Annotated in this window: 13 protein-coding genes and 1 pseudogene; 12 read left to right on the top strand and 2 right to left on the bottom strand. The window is 46.1% G+C overall.

Features of this window, described 5'->3' with window-relative positions; genetic code table 11:
* Positions 1–222: 222 nt before the first annotated feature.
* The 7 genes and pseudogenes from rpmH to C2759_RS10600 form a co-directional block, all read left to right on the top strand.
* Positions 223–357, top strand: a complete 135-nt coding sequence (rpmH, locus tag C2759_RS10545; RefSeq protein ID WP_011903922.1) for a 50S ribosomal protein L34 — start codon at positions 223–225, stop codon at positions 355–357.
* A gap of 77 nt (positions 358–434) precedes the next feature.
* Positions 435–683 carry a ribonuclease P protein component gene (locus C2759_RS10540; RefSeq protein WP_251366969.1) on the top strand — a complete coding sequence of 83 codons (249 nt, stop codon included), beginning with the start codon at positions 435–437 and terminating at the stop codon, positions 681–683.
* A 1-nt stretch (position 684) separates the two neighbouring features.
* Positions 685–924, top strand: a complete 240-nt coding sequence (gene yidD / locus C2759_RS10535) for a membrane protein insertion efficiency factor YidD (RefSeq protein WP_215355321.1) — start codon at positions 685–687, stop codon at positions 922–924.
* Between the two features lie 10 nt (positions 925–934).
* A complete protein-coding gene (yidC, locus tag C2759_RS10530; RefSeq protein WP_215355319.1) occupies positions 935–2641 on the top strand; it encodes a membrane protein insertase YidC in 1707 nt (568 codons plus the stop codon).
* A gap of 41 nt (positions 2642–2682) precedes the next feature.
* Positions 2683–4062 carry a tRNA uridine-5-carboxymethylaminomethyl(34) synthesis GTPase MnmE gene (mnmE, locus tag C2759_RS10525; protein WP_215356772.1) on the top strand — a complete coding sequence of 460 codons (1380 nt, stop codon included), beginning with the start codon at positions 2683–2685 and terminating at the stop codon, positions 4060–4062.
* Positions 4063–4152: 90 nt separating this feature from the next.
* Positions 4153–6000, top strand: coding sequence for a phosphoenolpyruvate carboxykinase (GTP) (locus C2759_RS10520; RefSeq protein ID WP_215355317.1), 1848 nt, complete (start codon positions 4153–4155; stop codon positions 5998–6000).
* 46 nt (positions 6001–6046) lie between these two features.
* A pseudogene (locus C2759_RS10600) lies at positions 6047–7048 on the top strand (FAD-dependent oxidoreductase); the annotation flags it as partial.
* Between the two features lie 59 nt (positions 7049–7107).
* On the opposite strand, the gene C2759_RS10515 reads toward C2759_RS10600, so the two are convergent.
* Together C2759_RS10515 and dprA are read right to left on the bottom strand one after the other, a co-directional pair.
* Positions 7108–9786: a DNA topoisomerase III gene (locus C2759_RS10515; RefSeq protein WP_215355315.1), complete on the bottom strand. Its 2679-nt coding sequence runs from the start codon at positions 9784–9786 to the stop codon at positions 7108–7110.
* 197 nt (positions 9787–9983) lie between these two features.
* The gene (gene dprA / locus C2759_RS10510) at positions 9984–10682 is read right to left on the bottom strand and encodes a DNA-processing protein DprA (RefSeq protein WP_215355313.1); all 699 of its coding nucleotides are present in this window, start codon (positions 10680–10682) and stop codon (positions 9984–9986) included.
* A 71-nt stretch (positions 10683–10753) separates the two neighbouring features.
* On the opposite strand from dprA, the gene def reads away from it, so the two are divergent.
* The 5 genes from def to C2759_RS10485 are packed head-to-tail and all read left to right on the top strand — an operon-like array spanning position 10754 to position 16471.
* Complete coding sequence (gene def, locus C2759_RS10505) at positions 10754–11269, top strand: peptide deformylase (RefSeq protein ID WP_215355311.1); 516 nt, start codon at positions 10754–10756, stop codon at positions 11267–11269.
* Positions 11270–11276: 7 nt separating this feature from the next.
* Entirely contained in the window at positions 11277–12272 is a 996-nt protein-coding gene (gene fmt / locus C2759_RS10500; RefSeq protein WP_215355309.1) for a methionyl-tRNA formyltransferase, read from the top strand.
* Position 12273: 1 nt separating this feature from the next.
* On the top strand, positions 12274–13587 hold the full coding sequence (gene rsmB / locus C2759_RS10495) for a 16S rRNA (cytosine(967)-C(5))-methyltransferase RsmB (protein ID WP_215355307.1): 1314 nt from the start codon (positions 12274–12276) through the stop codon (positions 13585–13587).
* Positions 13584–14165 (top strand): DUF4390 domain-containing protein, encoded by a 582-nt coding sequence (locus C2759_RS10490; protein WP_251366968.1) that lies wholly within the window; start codon positions 13584–13586, stop codon positions 14163–14165. The genes rsmB and C2759_RS10490 overlap by 4 nt, the downstream gene beginning before the upstream one ends.
* Complete coding sequence (locus C2759_RS10485) at positions 14162–16471, top strand: ATP-binding protein (RefSeq protein WP_215355305.1); 2310 nt, start codon at positions 14162–14164, stop codon at positions 16469–16471. The genes C2759_RS10490 and C2759_RS10485 overlap by 4 nt, the downstream gene beginning before the upstream one ends.
* Position 16472 lies beyond the last annotated feature (1 nt).

Here is a 16472-nt window from a genome sequence, read left to right as displayed (position 1 = left end):
ATTTTTGGAGGATTCATTGTAGCGATCCCATAAAGTTATCCACAAGCTTGAAAAACGTGGAAAACCTGTGGATAACTTGTGAATAAAACAAAAAAACCTATATAAATTAAGGGTTTATTAATTTTTAACTAAATAAATAGAGAAAAATACCTATATATTCTCCTTCAGCGGTTGACCTTTTGCCGAGCAACAAGGAAAATACTGGGTTTTGCAGGATGAATCATGAAAAGAACATACCAACCCTCAGTAACACGTCGCAAACGCACACACGGATTTCGTATTCGTATGAAAACCAAGAGTGGACGCGCGGTATTAAATGCCCGTCGCGCCAAAGGTCGCAAACGTCTGGCCGTTTAATTTAGCAGTTGAATAGCGCCAGGATTTCTGAATTACTAAAAACACGCCCCAAGACAAGTTTGTGTTGGGGTTTGTATTTGGCATCTCCGAATCAGGGGGCGAAACCAGATTTGGGTATCGCGGTAGCCAAAAAACTAGCTAAACGTGCGGTAGACCGCAATCAGTTAAAGCGCATGATCCGCGAGTTGGTTAGAAGTGCTCAAGCAACAAACCTGAATAGTGATGTTGTGGTGAAGTTAAAAAAACCAATTGGGCGCGAAACGCGTGGCAGACTCCGCGTTAAGGAAAAAGAGGGCCTACGAGCGCAAATTGCGGGGCTAATTTAAGGTGCGCCCACTTAATAAGCTGGCTATTAAGGTTGTGAGACTCTATCAAATCACACTCAGCCCTTTTGTTGGTATGCACTGTAAATTCATGCCCTCATGCTCACAATATGCTTGTGACTGCTTTGCTAATTACGGACTTTTAAAAAGCTTTCGGCTGTCGGTGTGGCGTATTTTGCGTTGCAATCCATGGTCACAAGGTGGACATGACCCCGCAGTAAAACCAACATCTCATCATTATTAAGTGAATGCAAATGGACTTTAAAAAAACAATTCTTTGGGCAGTTTTCTCCATGTCAGGCCTATTGTTATATAACAACTGGCAAGTTCACGAGGGAAAGCCATCGATGTTTGGTGGGCCATTAGTAAGCGCCCCAGCCAATACTGATAAGCCCACTGCCGCGAGCAAGGCCGATGTACCTGCCCAAATGTCTAGCGCACCAGTCATAGAAACAACACCAATTATCAATGGCGACTCGATGGCGGGCGCTGAAAAGTTCACACTAGAGAACGATGTTCTCGTGCTGAAAATTAGCTCAAGCGGTGCAAATGTCGTTGATGCCAGATTATTAAAATCTTTCACACCAGAAAACAAACCTATTGAGTTGTTTCAATACACACCCACACACAAATATTTTGCACGCTCAGGCTTGATTTCTTTAAATAGCGATCTTCCAAACCACACTAGTAACTTCAAGCTAGTCCAGTCTGGAAAAGATGGGTCAGGTAGACCATTTATTGTTTTGGTTAGTGAGCGCAATGGGGTTAAGCTTGAAAAAACCTTCATCCTTGGCCCAGGAAGCTATGTTGTGGATGTGGGTCATCGCGTTACTCAAGCAGGCAATAATCCTAACCCTCTAGTTCTATATACAGAGATTGTTCGCGACGCTTCCCAAGAACAAAAAATTGGCCCCTTTGATGGTGCCTTCTCAGCAAGTACATTTACTGGGCCAGCAGCTTACACAGATAAAGAAAAGTTTAATAAGCTTGAGTTCACAGCAATAGACAAGAACAAAATTACCATTCCCACTCAGGTAGCTGCAGGTGAGCCTGCATGGATTGCCATGGTTCAGCATTATTTTGCAAGCGCATGGATTCCAGGCGATAAGGCAACTCGCGATATCTATGCCAACAAAATTGATAACAATTTGTACCGAATTGGCATGCAAACACCGCTTGGGATTGTTCCTGCGGGCTCTACTGTTGTAGAAAAAGCAAAACTATTTGTCGGCCCGCAAGAAGAGCGCATGTTAGAAACAATTGCCCCAGGCTTTGAGTTGCTGAAAGACTATGGCTACCTAACTATTTTGGCGAAACCTATTTTCTGGTTATTAGACAACATCCACTCTTATGTTGGTAACTGGGGTTGGTCAATCATCCTATTAACCATTTTAATTAAGTTGGTGTTCTTCCCACTTTCAGCTGCAAGCTATAAATCTATGGCGCGTATGAAGGAAGTGCAGCCACGCCTAGTAGCCATGAAAGAGCAGTTCAAAGGCGAGCCACAAAAAATGAATCAGGCGATGATGGAGATGTATCGCAAAGAAAAAATTAACCCACTAGGTGGTTGTTTGCCGGTGGTGATTCAGATTCCAGTATTTATCGCTTTGTACTGGGTGTTATTGTCATCAGTTGAGTTGCGTGGCGCCCCTTGGATTTTGTGGGTTCACGATCTCTCGTTACCTGACACATCCATTAGTGACCTGATTGGCTTAAAGTCAATCCCAATTGGAATTTTGCCAATCATCATGGCAGCTTCTATGTTTGTGCAAACCAAACTTAACCCAACGCCACCAGATCCAATTCAGGCGAAGGTGATGATGTATATGCCTTTGGTATTTTCAGTTATGTTCTTCTTCTTTCCTGCAGGTTTAGTTTTGTATTGGGTGGTGAACAACTTGCTGTCGATTGCTCAACAGTGGCAGATCAATCAAATATTTGGAAAGAAGTTGGCTAAATAAATTTTTAGCTACTGAAGAATAAATAGGGAGTGCCCGCAATGATGACGAGAAAGCTGCCCATCATTGCGCTTGCCACTGCGCCGGGCAAAGCTGGTATCGGCGTCATTCGTATTAGCGGGCCCCAACTTTTGCCTATGGCTAAAGCCTTATTCAATAGGGCGCTTACACCCCGGCAAGCCAACCTACTCACTCTACGAGATGCACAGGGTGAATCGATCGACCAACTCCTGGCAATTTATTTCGCAGCCCCCGCCTCTTTTACGGGTGAAGATGTCCTAGAGCTGCAATGCCATGGCGGACCACAGCTTTTAGAGTTGGTCATGAAGCGATGTCTTGAGCTGGGAAAAGATCAAGGCTTAGTAATTGCTGAGCCTGGCGAATTTTCTTTACGAGCCTACCTTAATAACAAAATCGATTTAGCCCAAGCTGAGGCGATTGCAGATTTAATTGATGCTCAAAGTGCAGCGGCAGTTCGCGGCGCAGCACGCTCACTGCAAGGAGCTTTCTCAAATGACATCAACAGCCTGATTGAAGAAATTACCCAACTGCGCATTTTGGTGGAGTCCACCCTAGACTTTCCCGAGGAGGAGATTGAGTTCTTGGAGAATGCCCAAGCTCGTGAACGCCTAAGCGCTGTGATGCGAAAGTTGTCTGCACTAAGGGAGGGGGCGAAACAGGGCAAGATTTTGCGTGACGGCATTCAGCTGGTTTTGGCTGGCGCGCCTAACGTTGGCAAAAGCTCTCTTCTTAATCGACTGGCCGGTGAGGAGGTCGCTATTGTTACCCCTATCGCCGGGACCACAAGAGATCGTGTGAAAGAGAGCATTACCATCGGCGGTGTTCCTATGCATATTATTGATACCGCAGGCTTACGCGCGACCAGTGATCTAGTTGAGGCAAAAGGTATCGAAAGATCGTGGGAGGCTATTGGGGCGGCAGACCTAGTTATTTTTCTCCAAGATTCAAGCGCTTCAGAAACAACTGCTGCCACTGAAGTTTTGGAGTTAAAAGGCCAAATATTGAAAGCACTCCCCCCAAAGTGCCCTGTGCTGGAAGTCAATAACAAGTCGGACTTATTGGGCAACCCTATTTCTGCCCAAGATGAAAATCAAACCTTATTCATTTCCGCCAAGACGGGCCAGGGTATCGAGGCCTTAAAACAGAAAATCTTGGAGCTCGTAGGTTGGGGTGGTTCTCAAGAGGGTGTCATTGTGGCGCGTAGGCGGCACTTAGACTGCCTAGATAGGGCTGCTAACCACCTAGATCAATCCCAACAATTTGCTGCTAATGGCAATATATCGCTGGAGTTATTTGCAGAAGAGCTCCGTTTAGCACAAGACCAACTTGGGCAAATTACCGGGAAACTGCTCCCAGACGATCTTTTGGGCAAAATATTTAGCCAATTTTGTATTGGTAAATAAAGGATTCACTCTTAGTGGGCTCACGCATAAAAAAGACGCCCAAAATGTTAAAATAATGCGATCAAAAATATTACATTTCATAGGATTCACATGACCATCAATACCAATGCGCCTGAGTACGTAAAAAATCAAAAATTGATTCAATGGGTCGCAGATATAGCCGCCTTAACCAAGCCTGACAAAATTCGCTGGTGTGATGGCTCCCAGACTGAATATGATGAATTTTGTGAGTTGTTGGTAAGTGCAGGCGTGTTCAAGCGCCTCAACCCTGCGAAGCGCAAAAATGCTTTCTTAGCACTATCAGACCCAGATGACGTAGCTCGCGTAGAAGATCGCACCTTTATCTGCTCTGCAAATAAAGAAGATGCAGGCCCAACCAATAATTGGGTAGAGCCAAGTGAAATGCGTGCCACTCTCCAGCCATTGTTTGATGGTTGTATGCGTGGCAGAACAATGTATGTGGTGCCATTCTCAATGGGCCCAATCGGTTCCCCAATTGCGCACATTGGCGTTGAACTTTCTGATAGCCCATATGTTGCTATCAACATGCGTTTAATGACTCGCATGGGTAAGGCAGTGATTGATCAGCTTGGCGCTACTGGTGAGTTCGTTCCTTGTATCCACACTGTTGGTAAGCCTCTGGCTGTCGGTGAAAAAGACGTCGCTTGGCCCAATAACAAAACCAAGTACATCGTTCACTATCCAGAAACTCGCGAGATTTGGTCTTTCGGATCCGGTTACGGCGGTAACGCTTTGTTAGGTAAAAAATGTTTTGCATTGCGCATTGCCTCCAATATGGGTCGCGACCAAGGTTGGTTGGCTGAGCACATGTTGATCTTAGGTGTCACTTCACCTGAGGGCAAGAAATACCATATTGCTGCTGCGTTCCCATCCGCCTGCGGAAAAACCAACTTCTCTATGATGATTCCTCCAAAGGGATTTGAGGGTTGGAAGGTCACTACGGTTGGTGATGACATTGCATGGATCAAGCCACGTAAAGACAGCGTTACAGGCAAGACACGTTTGTTTGCGATCAATCCAGAGTCTGGTTACTTCGGCGTTGCCCCTGGAACAAATCGTCAAACTAATCCAAACTGCTTAGATTCATTAAACCAAGATGTAATCTTTACTAACGTTGGTTTAACTGATGATGGCGATGTTTGGTGGGAAGGCTTAACTGACACGCCCCCAGCACACCTAATTGATTGGCAAGGCAAAGACTGGACTCCTGCTGATGGCGCTGCTGGCCGCAAAGCCGCACATCCAAACTCACGCTTTACTGTAGCCGCTACAAACAACCCTGCAGTCGATCCTAATTGGGATAATCCTGAGGGAGTAGCGATTGATGCATTCTTGTTCGGCGGTCGTCGCTCAAATACCGTTCCATTGGTAAGCGAAGCACGTGATTGGGTAGAAGGTGTTTACATGGCCGCAACAATGGGCTCTGAAACCACTGCTGCGATTACTGGCCAAGTAGGGGTTGTGCGTCGTGATCCATTTGCAATGATTGCATTTGCTGGCTACAACATGAGCGACTACTTCCAGCACTGGTTAAATATCGGTAGCAAGCTTGCTGCTGAAGGTGCTGTATTGCCAAAGATCTATTGCGTCAACTGGTTCCGTAAAGATGAAAACGGCAAGTTTGTATGGCCTGGTTTTGGTGAAAACATGCGCGTGCTTTCTTGGATCTTGGGCCGCGCTGAAGGTACAGCCAAAGGCAAGGAAACTGTATTTGGTATTTGCCCAGAGCATGCTGATATGCATTGGAATGGTCTCGATTACTCAGCAGACAAGTTTGAAAAAGCCATTACGGTTGCTGTTGATGATTGGAAGAGCGAGCTCAAGCTTCATTCAGAATTGTTTGAACATTTGGGCGAGCGCTTGCCAAAAGAGTTAATCGAAGCGCGCAGCAAAATTGAGAAGCGCTTAAACGCCTAGGCATTCCCTAGAAATTTAAGAAGCCTCTTTAAAAACCCTTTATTTAATGACCTCACCCCAACACCATGACATCGTGGTGATTGGGGCAGGCATTGCTGGATCGAGCATCGCCAGTGAGTTGCTCGAGCGCGGTCAAGCAGTTTGTATTGTTGACTCAGCGCCTCACCCTGCATCAGGATGCTCAAGCCATGCCTACGCTATTGCTCATCCACATGTTGGCCGTGGTGCTCCCCGTTTATTGCGCTTAACTCGTATTGCATTTTTGATGGCTGAAGCTCGCTGGGGCAAAGACTGGAATCAGCACGGCATCTCCCAGCCAAATAAAAAAGACAAAGCCTTTAATCAGGATGATGTTGCAAGCTATCTACAGTCACTTAATCTCGATGAGGACATGGCTCAAGCACTTTATGCGGATGAGGCATTGCAAGTCTGCGGTATTAATCAAGACGGTATTTGGCTCCCACGGGGCGCGTCACTAAACTTATCTGAGGCAACGCAGGATGCACTAAGGCCCCATCCAAAACTGACTTGTTGCTGGAATATCTCAGTAGCCCGGTTGGAAAAAGTCGATGTGGGTTGGAGGCTAGTCAACTCTCAAGATAAGCCCATCATGACTGCTGGCAAAGTCATCATTGCAGCAGCGCTAGAAACCAAAAGCTTAGTTGAAAGCATAGACGTGCGACTTCCCTTGCGGCCAGTACGCGGACAGTTGAGTATTTTTTCTGTTGATAAAAATAGCTTGTGGGCGCCAAAATTACCTCGCACCGCTGTATCAGGCGACGGCTATTGTTTGCCAGCCAAGAATTTACCCGATGGAAATTATCAGTGGATAGTGGGCTCAAGTTTTGATGAGGGCGAATCGGATCTTCAAGATTGGAATTCAAGCGATGACTTTAATCGCGAATTAGCCAAGGGCTTGTTGAATTATCCAGAGGGCGATACAGAGCAACTCCACAAGGTAGGAAGTTTTGTCGGGGTGCGCTGTGTCGCTGGCGACCGCCTACCTATCATTGGTACGTTAACTCAACGCCCCGGGATATTTTTAGCAACAGCCCTGGGGTCAAGAGGCGCGTTATGGTCAGCTTTAGCAGCTAAGCTCATAACTGCTCAAGTGCTTGAAGATGACTTTGCTTTGCTGGCGCGCTTAGGTTTTGATGCTGACTTAGTGGCCGCACTGGCGCCTGCACGTTTTTTTGCTGGCGCTTTAGCAGCAGCACCTGCCTTAGGCGCCTTTGCCTCAAACTCAAAACCAATTTTGCCGTCTGCACCCAAGGCAAGATAAGCTTTAAAGCCTCGGCCGGTACGGTTAGATTTGAAATTGGTTAGCAAATCGGTTTTACCCTCGGTAAGCAATTTTTGAACCTGCTCAGCAGAAATTTCTTGTTGCAAAACGACCTTACCGGTTTTGAAGTCACATGATTTATCAGGTCCAGTATTTCGTTCGCACAAGTAGCGCATGCCATCTTCGTAAACAGCACCAGAACATTTTGGACAAACACCCAAAGCCTGACGGCCAGTAAAGTCGATTGCTTCGGATTCATCTTCTTGAGTATTGCCAAAATCAAATTCGAGCTTGAAGCCCGCATTTGGATAATCAGCATCATCTTCTGGGATTTCGCTTAACTTAATAATTGCTGCAAATGGTCTGCCCATTTTGCTGCGGAAACCCTGCAGTGGCCCAATGGTTTTCTCGCGTAGTAATTCTTCAACCTCTGGATACTCAAATGCTCGTCCACCCGGAGTTTTGCTAATCGTAAAGCCACACTTCTCACAGGCAAACCGACGATAGTTTTCTTTAACGGAACCTTTGCAGTGAGGGCATGGCGTAGACATGGTCGCATAGTCACCGGGAATGGTGTCGCTGTCATATTCTTTGGCGCGCTTAACAATGCGTTGCGTCATCTGTGCAATTTCTTGCATGAAGGTATCGCGATTCATCTCACCGCGCTCAATCAGAGAGAGTTTATTTTCCCAACTACCAGTGAGATCGGGTCGTGTTAATTCTTCAACATCTAAGCCGCGCAAGAGCGTCATCAACTGAAATGCCTTAGCAGTAGGAATGAGCTCACGCGCTTCCCGGACCATATATTTCTCTGCTAGTAGGCCTTCAATGATGGCAGCTCGAGTTGCAGGTGTGCCCAAGCCTTTTTCGGCCATTGCTTCACGCATCTCATCATCATCGACCCATTTGCCAGCGCTCTCCATTGCTGATAATAAAGTTGCCTCGGTATATCGAGCTGGCGGTTTGGTTTTTAATGGAACGGCTGCAATAGATTCATTTTGAACAGTTTCGCCTTCTTGTACCGCCACCAACTCATCATCTGCTTGATTGGATCTGCCGTATACCGTTAGCCAACCCGGTGAGACTAGGACGCGACCTTCAGTTTTAAAGTGATGTCCCGATGCTTCGGTGATGCGAGTGGTGACGCGGAATTCGGCAGCAGGATAAAACACTGCCAAGAAGCGACGAACAACTAAGTCATACAGTTTTTGTTCCGGCTCGCTCAGACTCTTTGGAGACTCTAAGGTAGGGATGATCGCAAAGTGATCAGATATTTTTGAGTTATCAAAAATACGTTTGTTTGGTTTGATCCAGCCATACCCTGCCTTGGCTTTTGGATCCTTTGGATCGCCTTGTAAGATTTGTTTGGCAAAGGAACGATATTCTTGTGAGTTCTCAGCCAGGTTTTCCATCGTCTGCTTCACGGTATCCAAGTAATCTTCAGGCAGAGCCTTAGCATCGGTACGTGGATAGGTCAGTACTTTATGTCGCTCGTAAAGCGCTTGGGCCAAGCCAAGAGTATTTTTTGCAGAGAAACCAAAGCGTGCATTTGCTTCGCGCTGTAGGCTCGTTAAATCAAACAGTTGAGGCGCTAATTGTGTTGCTGGTTTTGCTTCTTCTTTAACGCTCGCTTTTTTATCGCGACACGCAGCAACAATACTTTGTGCTGCGGCTTCACTCCAAAGGCGGTTCTCTCGAGCGTCTGGAGCGGCAGCATCTTTCTTAAACTTAGGATCAAACCAGCGCCCCTCATATACGCCAGCTGCAGCAATAAATTCTGCTTTCACTTCCCAATAGTCTTTGGAGATAAATTTCCGAATTAGTTCTTCACGCTCAACAACGATTGATAGCGTTGGTGTTTGTACTCGGCCCACTGTTGTCAGAAAGAATCCACCGCTCTTGCTATTGAATGCCGTCATAGCGCGAGTGCCGTTAATTCCGACTAGCCAATCCGCTTCAGAGCGGCAGCGTGCCGCATCGGCGAGAGGCTGCATATCCGTATCGCTGCGCAGGGAGGCAAAGCCATCTCTGATTGCTGCCGGTGTCATGGATTGCAACCAGAGCCGTTTAATAGCCTGAGGTGCTTTTGCATGTTGCGCAATCAAACGAAAGATCAGCTCACCTTCTCGACCCGCGTCACATGCATTAATGAGTTCGTTAATATCTTTACGCTTAATGAGCTTTTGCAAAACCTTCAGTCGAGATTCAGTTTTGGCGATTGGGCGTAAATCAAAATAGGGGGGTACAACCGGCAGATTTGCAAAAGACCATTTGCCACGCTTGACATCAAATTCTTCGGGGGCGGCGATTTCTAATAGATGGCCAACTGCAGAGGAGATAACAAAGTCATCGCTCTCAAAATAATCCTCGTATTTAGTAAAGCCACCTAAAGCTTTGGCAATGTCATTCGCAACGGAAGGTTTCTCCGCAATGATCAGCGCCTTTGGCTGATCAACAGTTGAAGTCTTTGAACTGCTTTTTTTGGTAGTTGCTTTAGTTGCCACGCGTTTTGCCTAAATTTGAGCTTGAAATGATGTTTTTAATGGGTGAAAACGGGTGACCAATTTAAACCAGATTCTGGTCAGACCTCTTTCATGCCCCTTTTTTATTATTAACCGATAAATTGACAAAAGTCCAAAAACCTCATTTTTGGGGCTTGGTAAAACCCCAGTTAAGACCCTATTTTTCTTAAAATGGTGCTTTAAACACCTTTAAATTCGGTTTTTGACCATTTTGGCAGCTCCTCAAGAATATCTTTCGGGGATTGAACCAGTTTGGCTCCTTGCCTAAGTAGTTGGTGGCAGCCCCTAGAGAGTGGGTTGTGTATTGACCCCGGAATCGCAAAAATCTCGCGGCCAAGTTCACAGCCCAACCTAGCCGTAATGAGCGAGCCAGAGCGCTCGGCCGCCTCTATCACGAGTATTCCAAGGGACAGGGCTGCAATGATGCGGTTTCTGCGAGGGAAATGCCATGCTTTTGGCCCTGATCCTGGGACTAGTTCAGACACCAAGAGGCCTACCCCACCAATGGCCTGGGCCAACCCAAGATGTTCTCTTGGATACACGATATCAAGCCCTGTTCCACATACTGCTATGGTTGGATGATCCTGATTTGACCCAAGGGCACCTAAATGGGCGGCCCCATCAATGCCTCGGGCCAGCCCAGAAATAATGAGATAACCCTCGGCTGACAGGGCTTGTGCAAAATAGTGAGCGTTCTTGACCCCTTCTGGGCTGGCAATTCTTGAGCCCACGATGGCAATCGTCGGAATATTTAGTAGGCGAATATCACCATATATATAGAGTGAGCTGGGTGGATCGTATAAATCTAGCAGACGAGCTGGATAGTCAGGGGAATTTCGTTGAATTTGGACAATGTTAGAGTTTTTAGATATGCGCATAAGGCAATTTTCGGCATAGGGCTGTAAAGAACTATCGGGACAGTCTGATTACTCTGTTGGATAATTCCCATATGGCTTTATTAACCGTCCTTTGTTATCCAGATCCACGCCTACATAAGGTTGCCAAACCGGTAGCGCAGGTAGATGCGCGCATTAAAAAAATTGTGGCTGATATGGCCCAGACTATGTATGACGCGCCAGGCGTTGGTTTAGCTGCAACGCAGGTAGACATTCATGAGCGAATTGTTGTTATTGATGTTTCAGATAATCAAGACGAGCTAATGGTATTCATTAATCCTGAGCTGGTTTGGGCAAGCCCTGAAAAAAAATCATGGCGCGAAGGTTGCCTTTCTGTGCCTGAATATTATGACGAAGTAGACCGCCCAGCAGTCATACGAGTAAAGGCGCTCGATATCAACGGTAAAGAATTTGAAATAGAGGCAGACGGCTTACTGTCAGTTTGTTTGCAGCACGAGATGGATCACTTGCAAGGCAAGGTGTTTGTTGAGTATCTATCTATGTTGAAGCGTAATCGTATTTCTCTCAAAATGAAAAAGCGCGCAAAAGAATTAGTAGGCGAGCGCTAAGCGCCCAATGAGAATTGTCTTTGCTGGTACCCCAGAGTTTGCTGCGCAAGCAATGCGTGCAATAGAAAAGGCTGGCCATCAAATTGTTTTAGTGCTGACACAGCCAGATCGTCGTGCAGGTCGAGGCATGCATCTTCAAGCGAGCCCTGTAAAAGAATTTGCACAAGAGAAAGGTATTCCGGTTCTGCAACCTGAAACGCTCAAGCAGAACCATACAGACTTACAGAAAAAAATAGCAGCGCAAGAGGCCTTTCAATATTTATCCGATATTGAATTTGATGCAATGGTAGTTGTTGCTTATGGATTAATTCTTCCCCAGGCTATTCTTGATCTTGCTTCCCAGAGCGGGAGGCATGGTTGCTTTAATATTCACGCCTCTGTGCTGCCAAGGTGGCGCGGTGCAGCGCCGATACAGCGTGCCATAGAAAGCGGTGACGCTGATACAGGTGTAAGCATCATGCAAATGGATGCAGGCCTCGATACCGGTGACACCGTTCTGGTGGGTGATCTAAAAATTACACCCCAAGAAACTAGCGCATCACTTCATGAGCATTTGGCAACCCTAGGGGCCAAGTTGATCGTCAAGACTCTCAATGATTTAGATGAAGGTATCGCCATCTCAAGAACTCCACAACCTAAAGAGGGAGTTACTTATGCAGAAAAAATATTAAAGAGTGAGGCAGAAATTGATTGGCATTTAAGTGCTAGAGAAATTGATCGACGCATTCGAGCGTTCAATCCATTTCCTGGATCAACCAGCAGTTTGAATGGCGAGCAATTGAAGTTTTGGAATTCTTGTTTGCCTAGCAAGGAGCAAATACATCTAGATGCGATCCCAGGACAGGTCTTAGACTTTAGTGGAGGTGGCGTGTATGTTCAGTGCGGAGAAGGCATCATTGAAATTTTGGAAATGCAAAAGCCCGGCGGAAAAAAAATTGCAGCCAGCGCTTGTTTACAAAGCTATCGTGCGCAGGAAAAAATAATGCAGTTCAAGAAAGATTAATTTGACCGATCAAAAAACACCGCGCAGTCTTCCGCTATCAGAGGCAATTACCATTTCTGCGCAAGCAATTGGTGAGGTGATGGTAGGCCGATCGCTAACCGAAGTGTTAGATCAACTAGATGCCCATGAGCGACCGATTGTTCAAAGTCTCACGTTTGATGCTTTGCGTAAATGGGTGAGATCACATGAATTCATTCAACAATTTATTCCAAAGACGCCTCCACCAGAAGTAGAGTACTTATTAAGTGTTGCGATTGCTTTGTTTTTGCAGGGTGGATCCGACGGCAAGGGTTATGCAGTGCATACAATCGTTGACCAAGCTGTAAAAGCTTGTAGTGAATATGAGCCGACAACGTATGCCAAGGGCCTTGTAAATGCTGTACTTCGTAAGGTGAGCCTTGCGGTTCAGGCTGAGAATGAAAAGCCTTACCCTCCAGATCCTATCCCCATGTTTTTCCCACCCTGGTGGCGAGCTAGCTTAAAGAGAAATTACTCCAAGGCTTGGCAAGCTATGTTGATTCAGCAGGCTCAACGGGCACCCTTAATTTTGCGTGTGAATGTGAAACAACATACGCGCAAGGAATATCAAGAGCTATTACATCAAGCTGGTATTGCAGCTGAACCAATTGATAGTGTTGCTGGGGTCATATTAAATTCTGCTTTGTTATTACAAGAGGCGGTGCCAGTCTCAGATTTACCAGGTTTTTATAGTGGTGCAGTTTCTGTTCAAGATGCGGGGGCACAAATTGCAGCTATATTGCTGGATCCAAAACCGGGTGAGCGCATCTTGGATGCCTGTGCTGCACCTGGTGGAAAAACAGCGCACCTACTAGAGTTGGCGCAGTGCGAGATGACTGCTTTGGAGTTGGATGGTGAGCGCCTTGGAAAAATTGGCGGCAATTTAGACCGTTTACGCCTGCAGTCTGATGCTGTTCGCATAGTGCGCGGGGATGCCTCAAAGACTGCATGGTGGGATGGCAAGTTATTTGACAAAATTCTTTTGGATGCGCCTTGCTCTGCATCGGGCATTGTTGCAAGGCACCCGGACATACCTTTTTTGCGGCGTGAGGCTGATATTAAGGCCTTGCAAACTAGGCAGCGCGCCATTTTGGAGCAAGCTTGGAAGATCCTGAAGATCGGCGGCACACTTTTGTATGTAACTTGTTCTGTGTTCCCAGAGGAGGGTGAGGAGCAGGCGGCATGGTTTGCTGCAAAGCATGCTGATGCATTACGATTAAGCGCACCTGGGCAAATTTTGCCTGCTGAGCTAAACGACGGTTTTTACTATGCTTTGTTTAAGAAAAATGGGCCATGAACCAAGGCGTTAGACAATTCACTCTTTGTGTTTTGATGTCCTTGAGCCTATTTTCAGTAGCTGCAAGTGCAGAGGGAATCAAGCTCAAAACTGCTGATCTGGAGCGGGTGGATAACGATTGGCTTCTGAATGCAACATTTAAGATTGAGTTAACGCCTGGCTTAGAAGATGCCGTTCAAAAAGGGGTTGTTTTATATTTTCAAACTGAGTTTGACTTAACGCGTTCGCGTTGGTATTGGTTTGATGAAAAGCCTGCAATTGCTCAAAGATCGACCCGCCTTTCTTATCAGCCAATGACTCAGCAATACCGTATAGCTTCTGAGGGTTTTACCTTTTCTGCAAAAACACTATTTGAGGCTTTGCAGACCGTGGGCAGTGTTGGAGGTTGGCGGGTTATTGATAGCGACCAAATTGACGCAAACAAGTCGTACACTGCTGCACTCAGAATGACCCTGGATTTAAGCAGGCTACCCAAACCATTTCAGGTAAATGCCCTTAACAATCGTGACTGGAATGTCACCAGTGATTGGGTGCGCTTTCCTTTCTTACAAAACGGCCCCAACCTCATTAAGCGATGAAGATATCTTTAGACTTCATTGGGTCAAATGCGTTTGAGAAAGACGCTTGGAAAAGACGAGCGCTACCATTAGCCATGGTAGTAACTGGTGCTTTTGCGCTATTGTTGTTAGCGCTGCTATCGGTTGCAACATCCAATACTGAGCTTTTTGATAACTATTTTATTTGGCTTTATGCGGCCAATGTCATTGTTGGAATTTGTTTAACTTTAGTCATTCTGACTTTAGTCATCGTAATTGCCATTCGTTGGCGTAAGGGCCGATTTGGTACGCGCTTAGTTGCTAAATTAGCCATGATTTTTGCTTTGGTTGGCGTCGTTCCAGGATTAATTTTATATGGCGTTTCTTTGCAGTTCGTATCTCGCAGTATTGAGACTTGGTTTGACGTTCAGGTAGAGTCTGCGCTAGACGCTGGGCTTGAGCTGGGACGTGTTACCTTGCGCGTTGCACAAGAAGAGATTTTGGCGGAGGGCAATTACATTGCTGAGCAAATTGTTCAGGTCCCCTCGGGCGCGACTTCTGAACAGGTTGGCGCCATGGTAATGAAGATCCGTAATCAATTTGGTATCCAGGAGGTGAGCCTGTTTAATGCCCAGCGCAACCTAATCTTAACTAGCGAGTCTAGGCCAAAAAAATACCTACCCGCACCTACTCCCGATGTCGTTACTGAGGCATTTAAAAAGAAGGGCATCACCTCTATTGAGCAAATAGAGGTGGATGGGGGGCAGCGTGCTTATCGGGTTAGAGCGATTGTGCCGATTGTGCGAAAGAAACAGATCTCGGGAAAATCGGGCGCTAGCTCAGAGGTAGAGGATAAATATTTTTTGCAACTAGTGCGCTTCATTCCTAGCCCATTGGCCAAAAATATCGTTGCGGTTGAGTCTGCCTACAGCGACTATCAGGAGAAATCATTAGGTAGAACTGGCCTAAGAAAAATGTTTGTTGGTACGCTCACGCTCACGTTATTTTTCGCATTATTTGTGGCGGTGACTTTAGCTTTGATTCTGGGTCGTCAGTTGGCCAGGCCTTTATTGATGTTATTAAAGGGTACCCAAGCCGTTGCTCAGGGTGACTTATCTCCAAAGCCGGAGTTAGATACTGGCGATGAATTGGGAATGTTGACGCGTCAATTTAATGTGATGACTCGTCAGCTTGCAGATACAAGAACCTCTCTTCAAGAATCTAAAGCATTTCTTGAAACAGTCTTGGGCAATTTAACTGCTGGTGTTTGTATCTTTGATAAAAATTTCAATATGGTCTCTAGTAATGCTGGTGCTGACCGTATCTTTAGTCAAGACTTAACCAAAATGGATGGACGTCCTTTAGGCGATAGCCCAAGTCTCATTGAGTTTGATAAGGCTATCAAAGAGGGCTTTGCTACGTTAAAGTTGTCGGTTGGAGAAGACGATAGTCAGCCCCCGTTAGCTAAAAATAAATTAGCGCCAGTCTGGCAAAAACAGATTCAGCTTCACAGCACAAATGAGTTTGAGAATGAGCCCGGTGTTACTTTATTTATTCGTGGAACCGAGCTAACTGCCGATTTACGTATGGTGGTTTTTGATGATATTACCGATGTAGTTAGTGCACAGCGCTCCATTGCTTGGAGTGAGGTGGCAAGACGCTTGGCGCATGAGATTAAGAATCCGCTAACCCCCATACAGCTCTCAGCAGAGAGACTGCAGCACAAGTTAGCCGGCAAACTGAGTCCCGAGCAAGAGGAGATGATGAATCGCAGCACAGAAACGATCATCGGCCAAGTTCAGGCCATGAAAGAAATGGTGAATGATTTCAGGGATTTCGCAAAGACACCAAGCCCGCAACTAAAAGCGGTCTCTATTAATACTTTGACACAAGAGATCCTCGGGCTATACGAAGGAAGCCCTATAAAAACCCGGTTGGATTCTCGTTGCCCAAATATTATGGGAGACTCAACTCAACTCAGACAGATTATTCATAATCTTTTGCAAAATGCGCAAGATGCTACTCTCGAGGGCACCCATCAATCTGAGCCAGTTGAGATAAAAACAGAATTAGTGCCTTACGGAGAATCACATGGTGTGCCACAAAATGCGGTGCGTTTAACAATAAGTGATAGTGGTTCAGGTTTTCCAGCTAAGATATTGGCAAGAGCCTTTGAGCCCTATGTAACAACGAAAAGTAAAGGCACTGGATTGGGATTGGCGGTGGTGAAGAAAATAGTAGACGATCACGGCGCCAAAATCGAAATCCGGAATCGTATGCAGGCGGATGAGGTGATCGGTGCGCAAGTATCAATTTTGTTTATGAATCTGGCAAAAGAGGCAGCATAAG

Origin of the sequence: Polynucleobacter sp. MG-Unter2-18 (assembly GCF_018687675.1) — a bacterium.
GTDB lineage: Bacteria > Pseudomonadota > Gammaproteobacteria > Burkholderiales > Burkholderiaceae > Polynucleobacter.
The sequence above is the reverse complement of the archived record's forward strand: the minus strand, read 5'-3'. Positions and strand labels throughout refer to the sequence as shown.

Coding starts and splice junctions, on each gene's coding strand:
- C2759_RS10485 (WP_215355305.1), top strand. CDS start 14,162: ATGAAGATATCTTTAGACTTCATTGGGTCAAATGCGTTTGAGAAAGAC.
- rpmH (WP_011903922.1), top strand. CDS start 223: ATGAAAAGAACATACCAACCCTCAGTAACACGTCGCAAACGCACACAC.
- C2759_RS10520 (WP_215355317.1), top strand. CDS start 4,153: ATGACCATCAATACCAATGCGCCTGAGTACGTAAAAAATCAAAAATTG.
- fmt (WP_215355309.1), top strand. CDS start 11,277: ATGAGAATTGTCTTTGCTGGTACCCCAGAGTTTGCTGCGCAAGCAATG.
- dprA (WP_215355313.1), bottom strand. CDS start 10,682: ATGCGCATATCTAAAAACTCTAACATTGTCCAAATTCAACGAAATTCC.
- def (WP_215355311.1), top strand. CDS start 10,754: ATGGCTTTATTAACCGTCCTTTGTTATCCAGATCCACGCCTACATAAG.
- C2759_RS10490 (WP_251366968.1), top strand. CDS start 13,584: ATGAACCAAGGCGTTAGACAATTCACTCTTTGTGTTTTGATGTCCTTG.
- yidC (WP_215355319.1), top strand. CDS start 935: ATGGACTTTAAAAAAACAATTCTTTGGGCAGTTTTCTCCATGTCAGGC.
- mnmE (WP_215356772.1), top strand. CDS start 2,683: ATGACGAGAAAGCTGCCCATCATTGCGCTTGCCACTGCGCCGGGCAAA.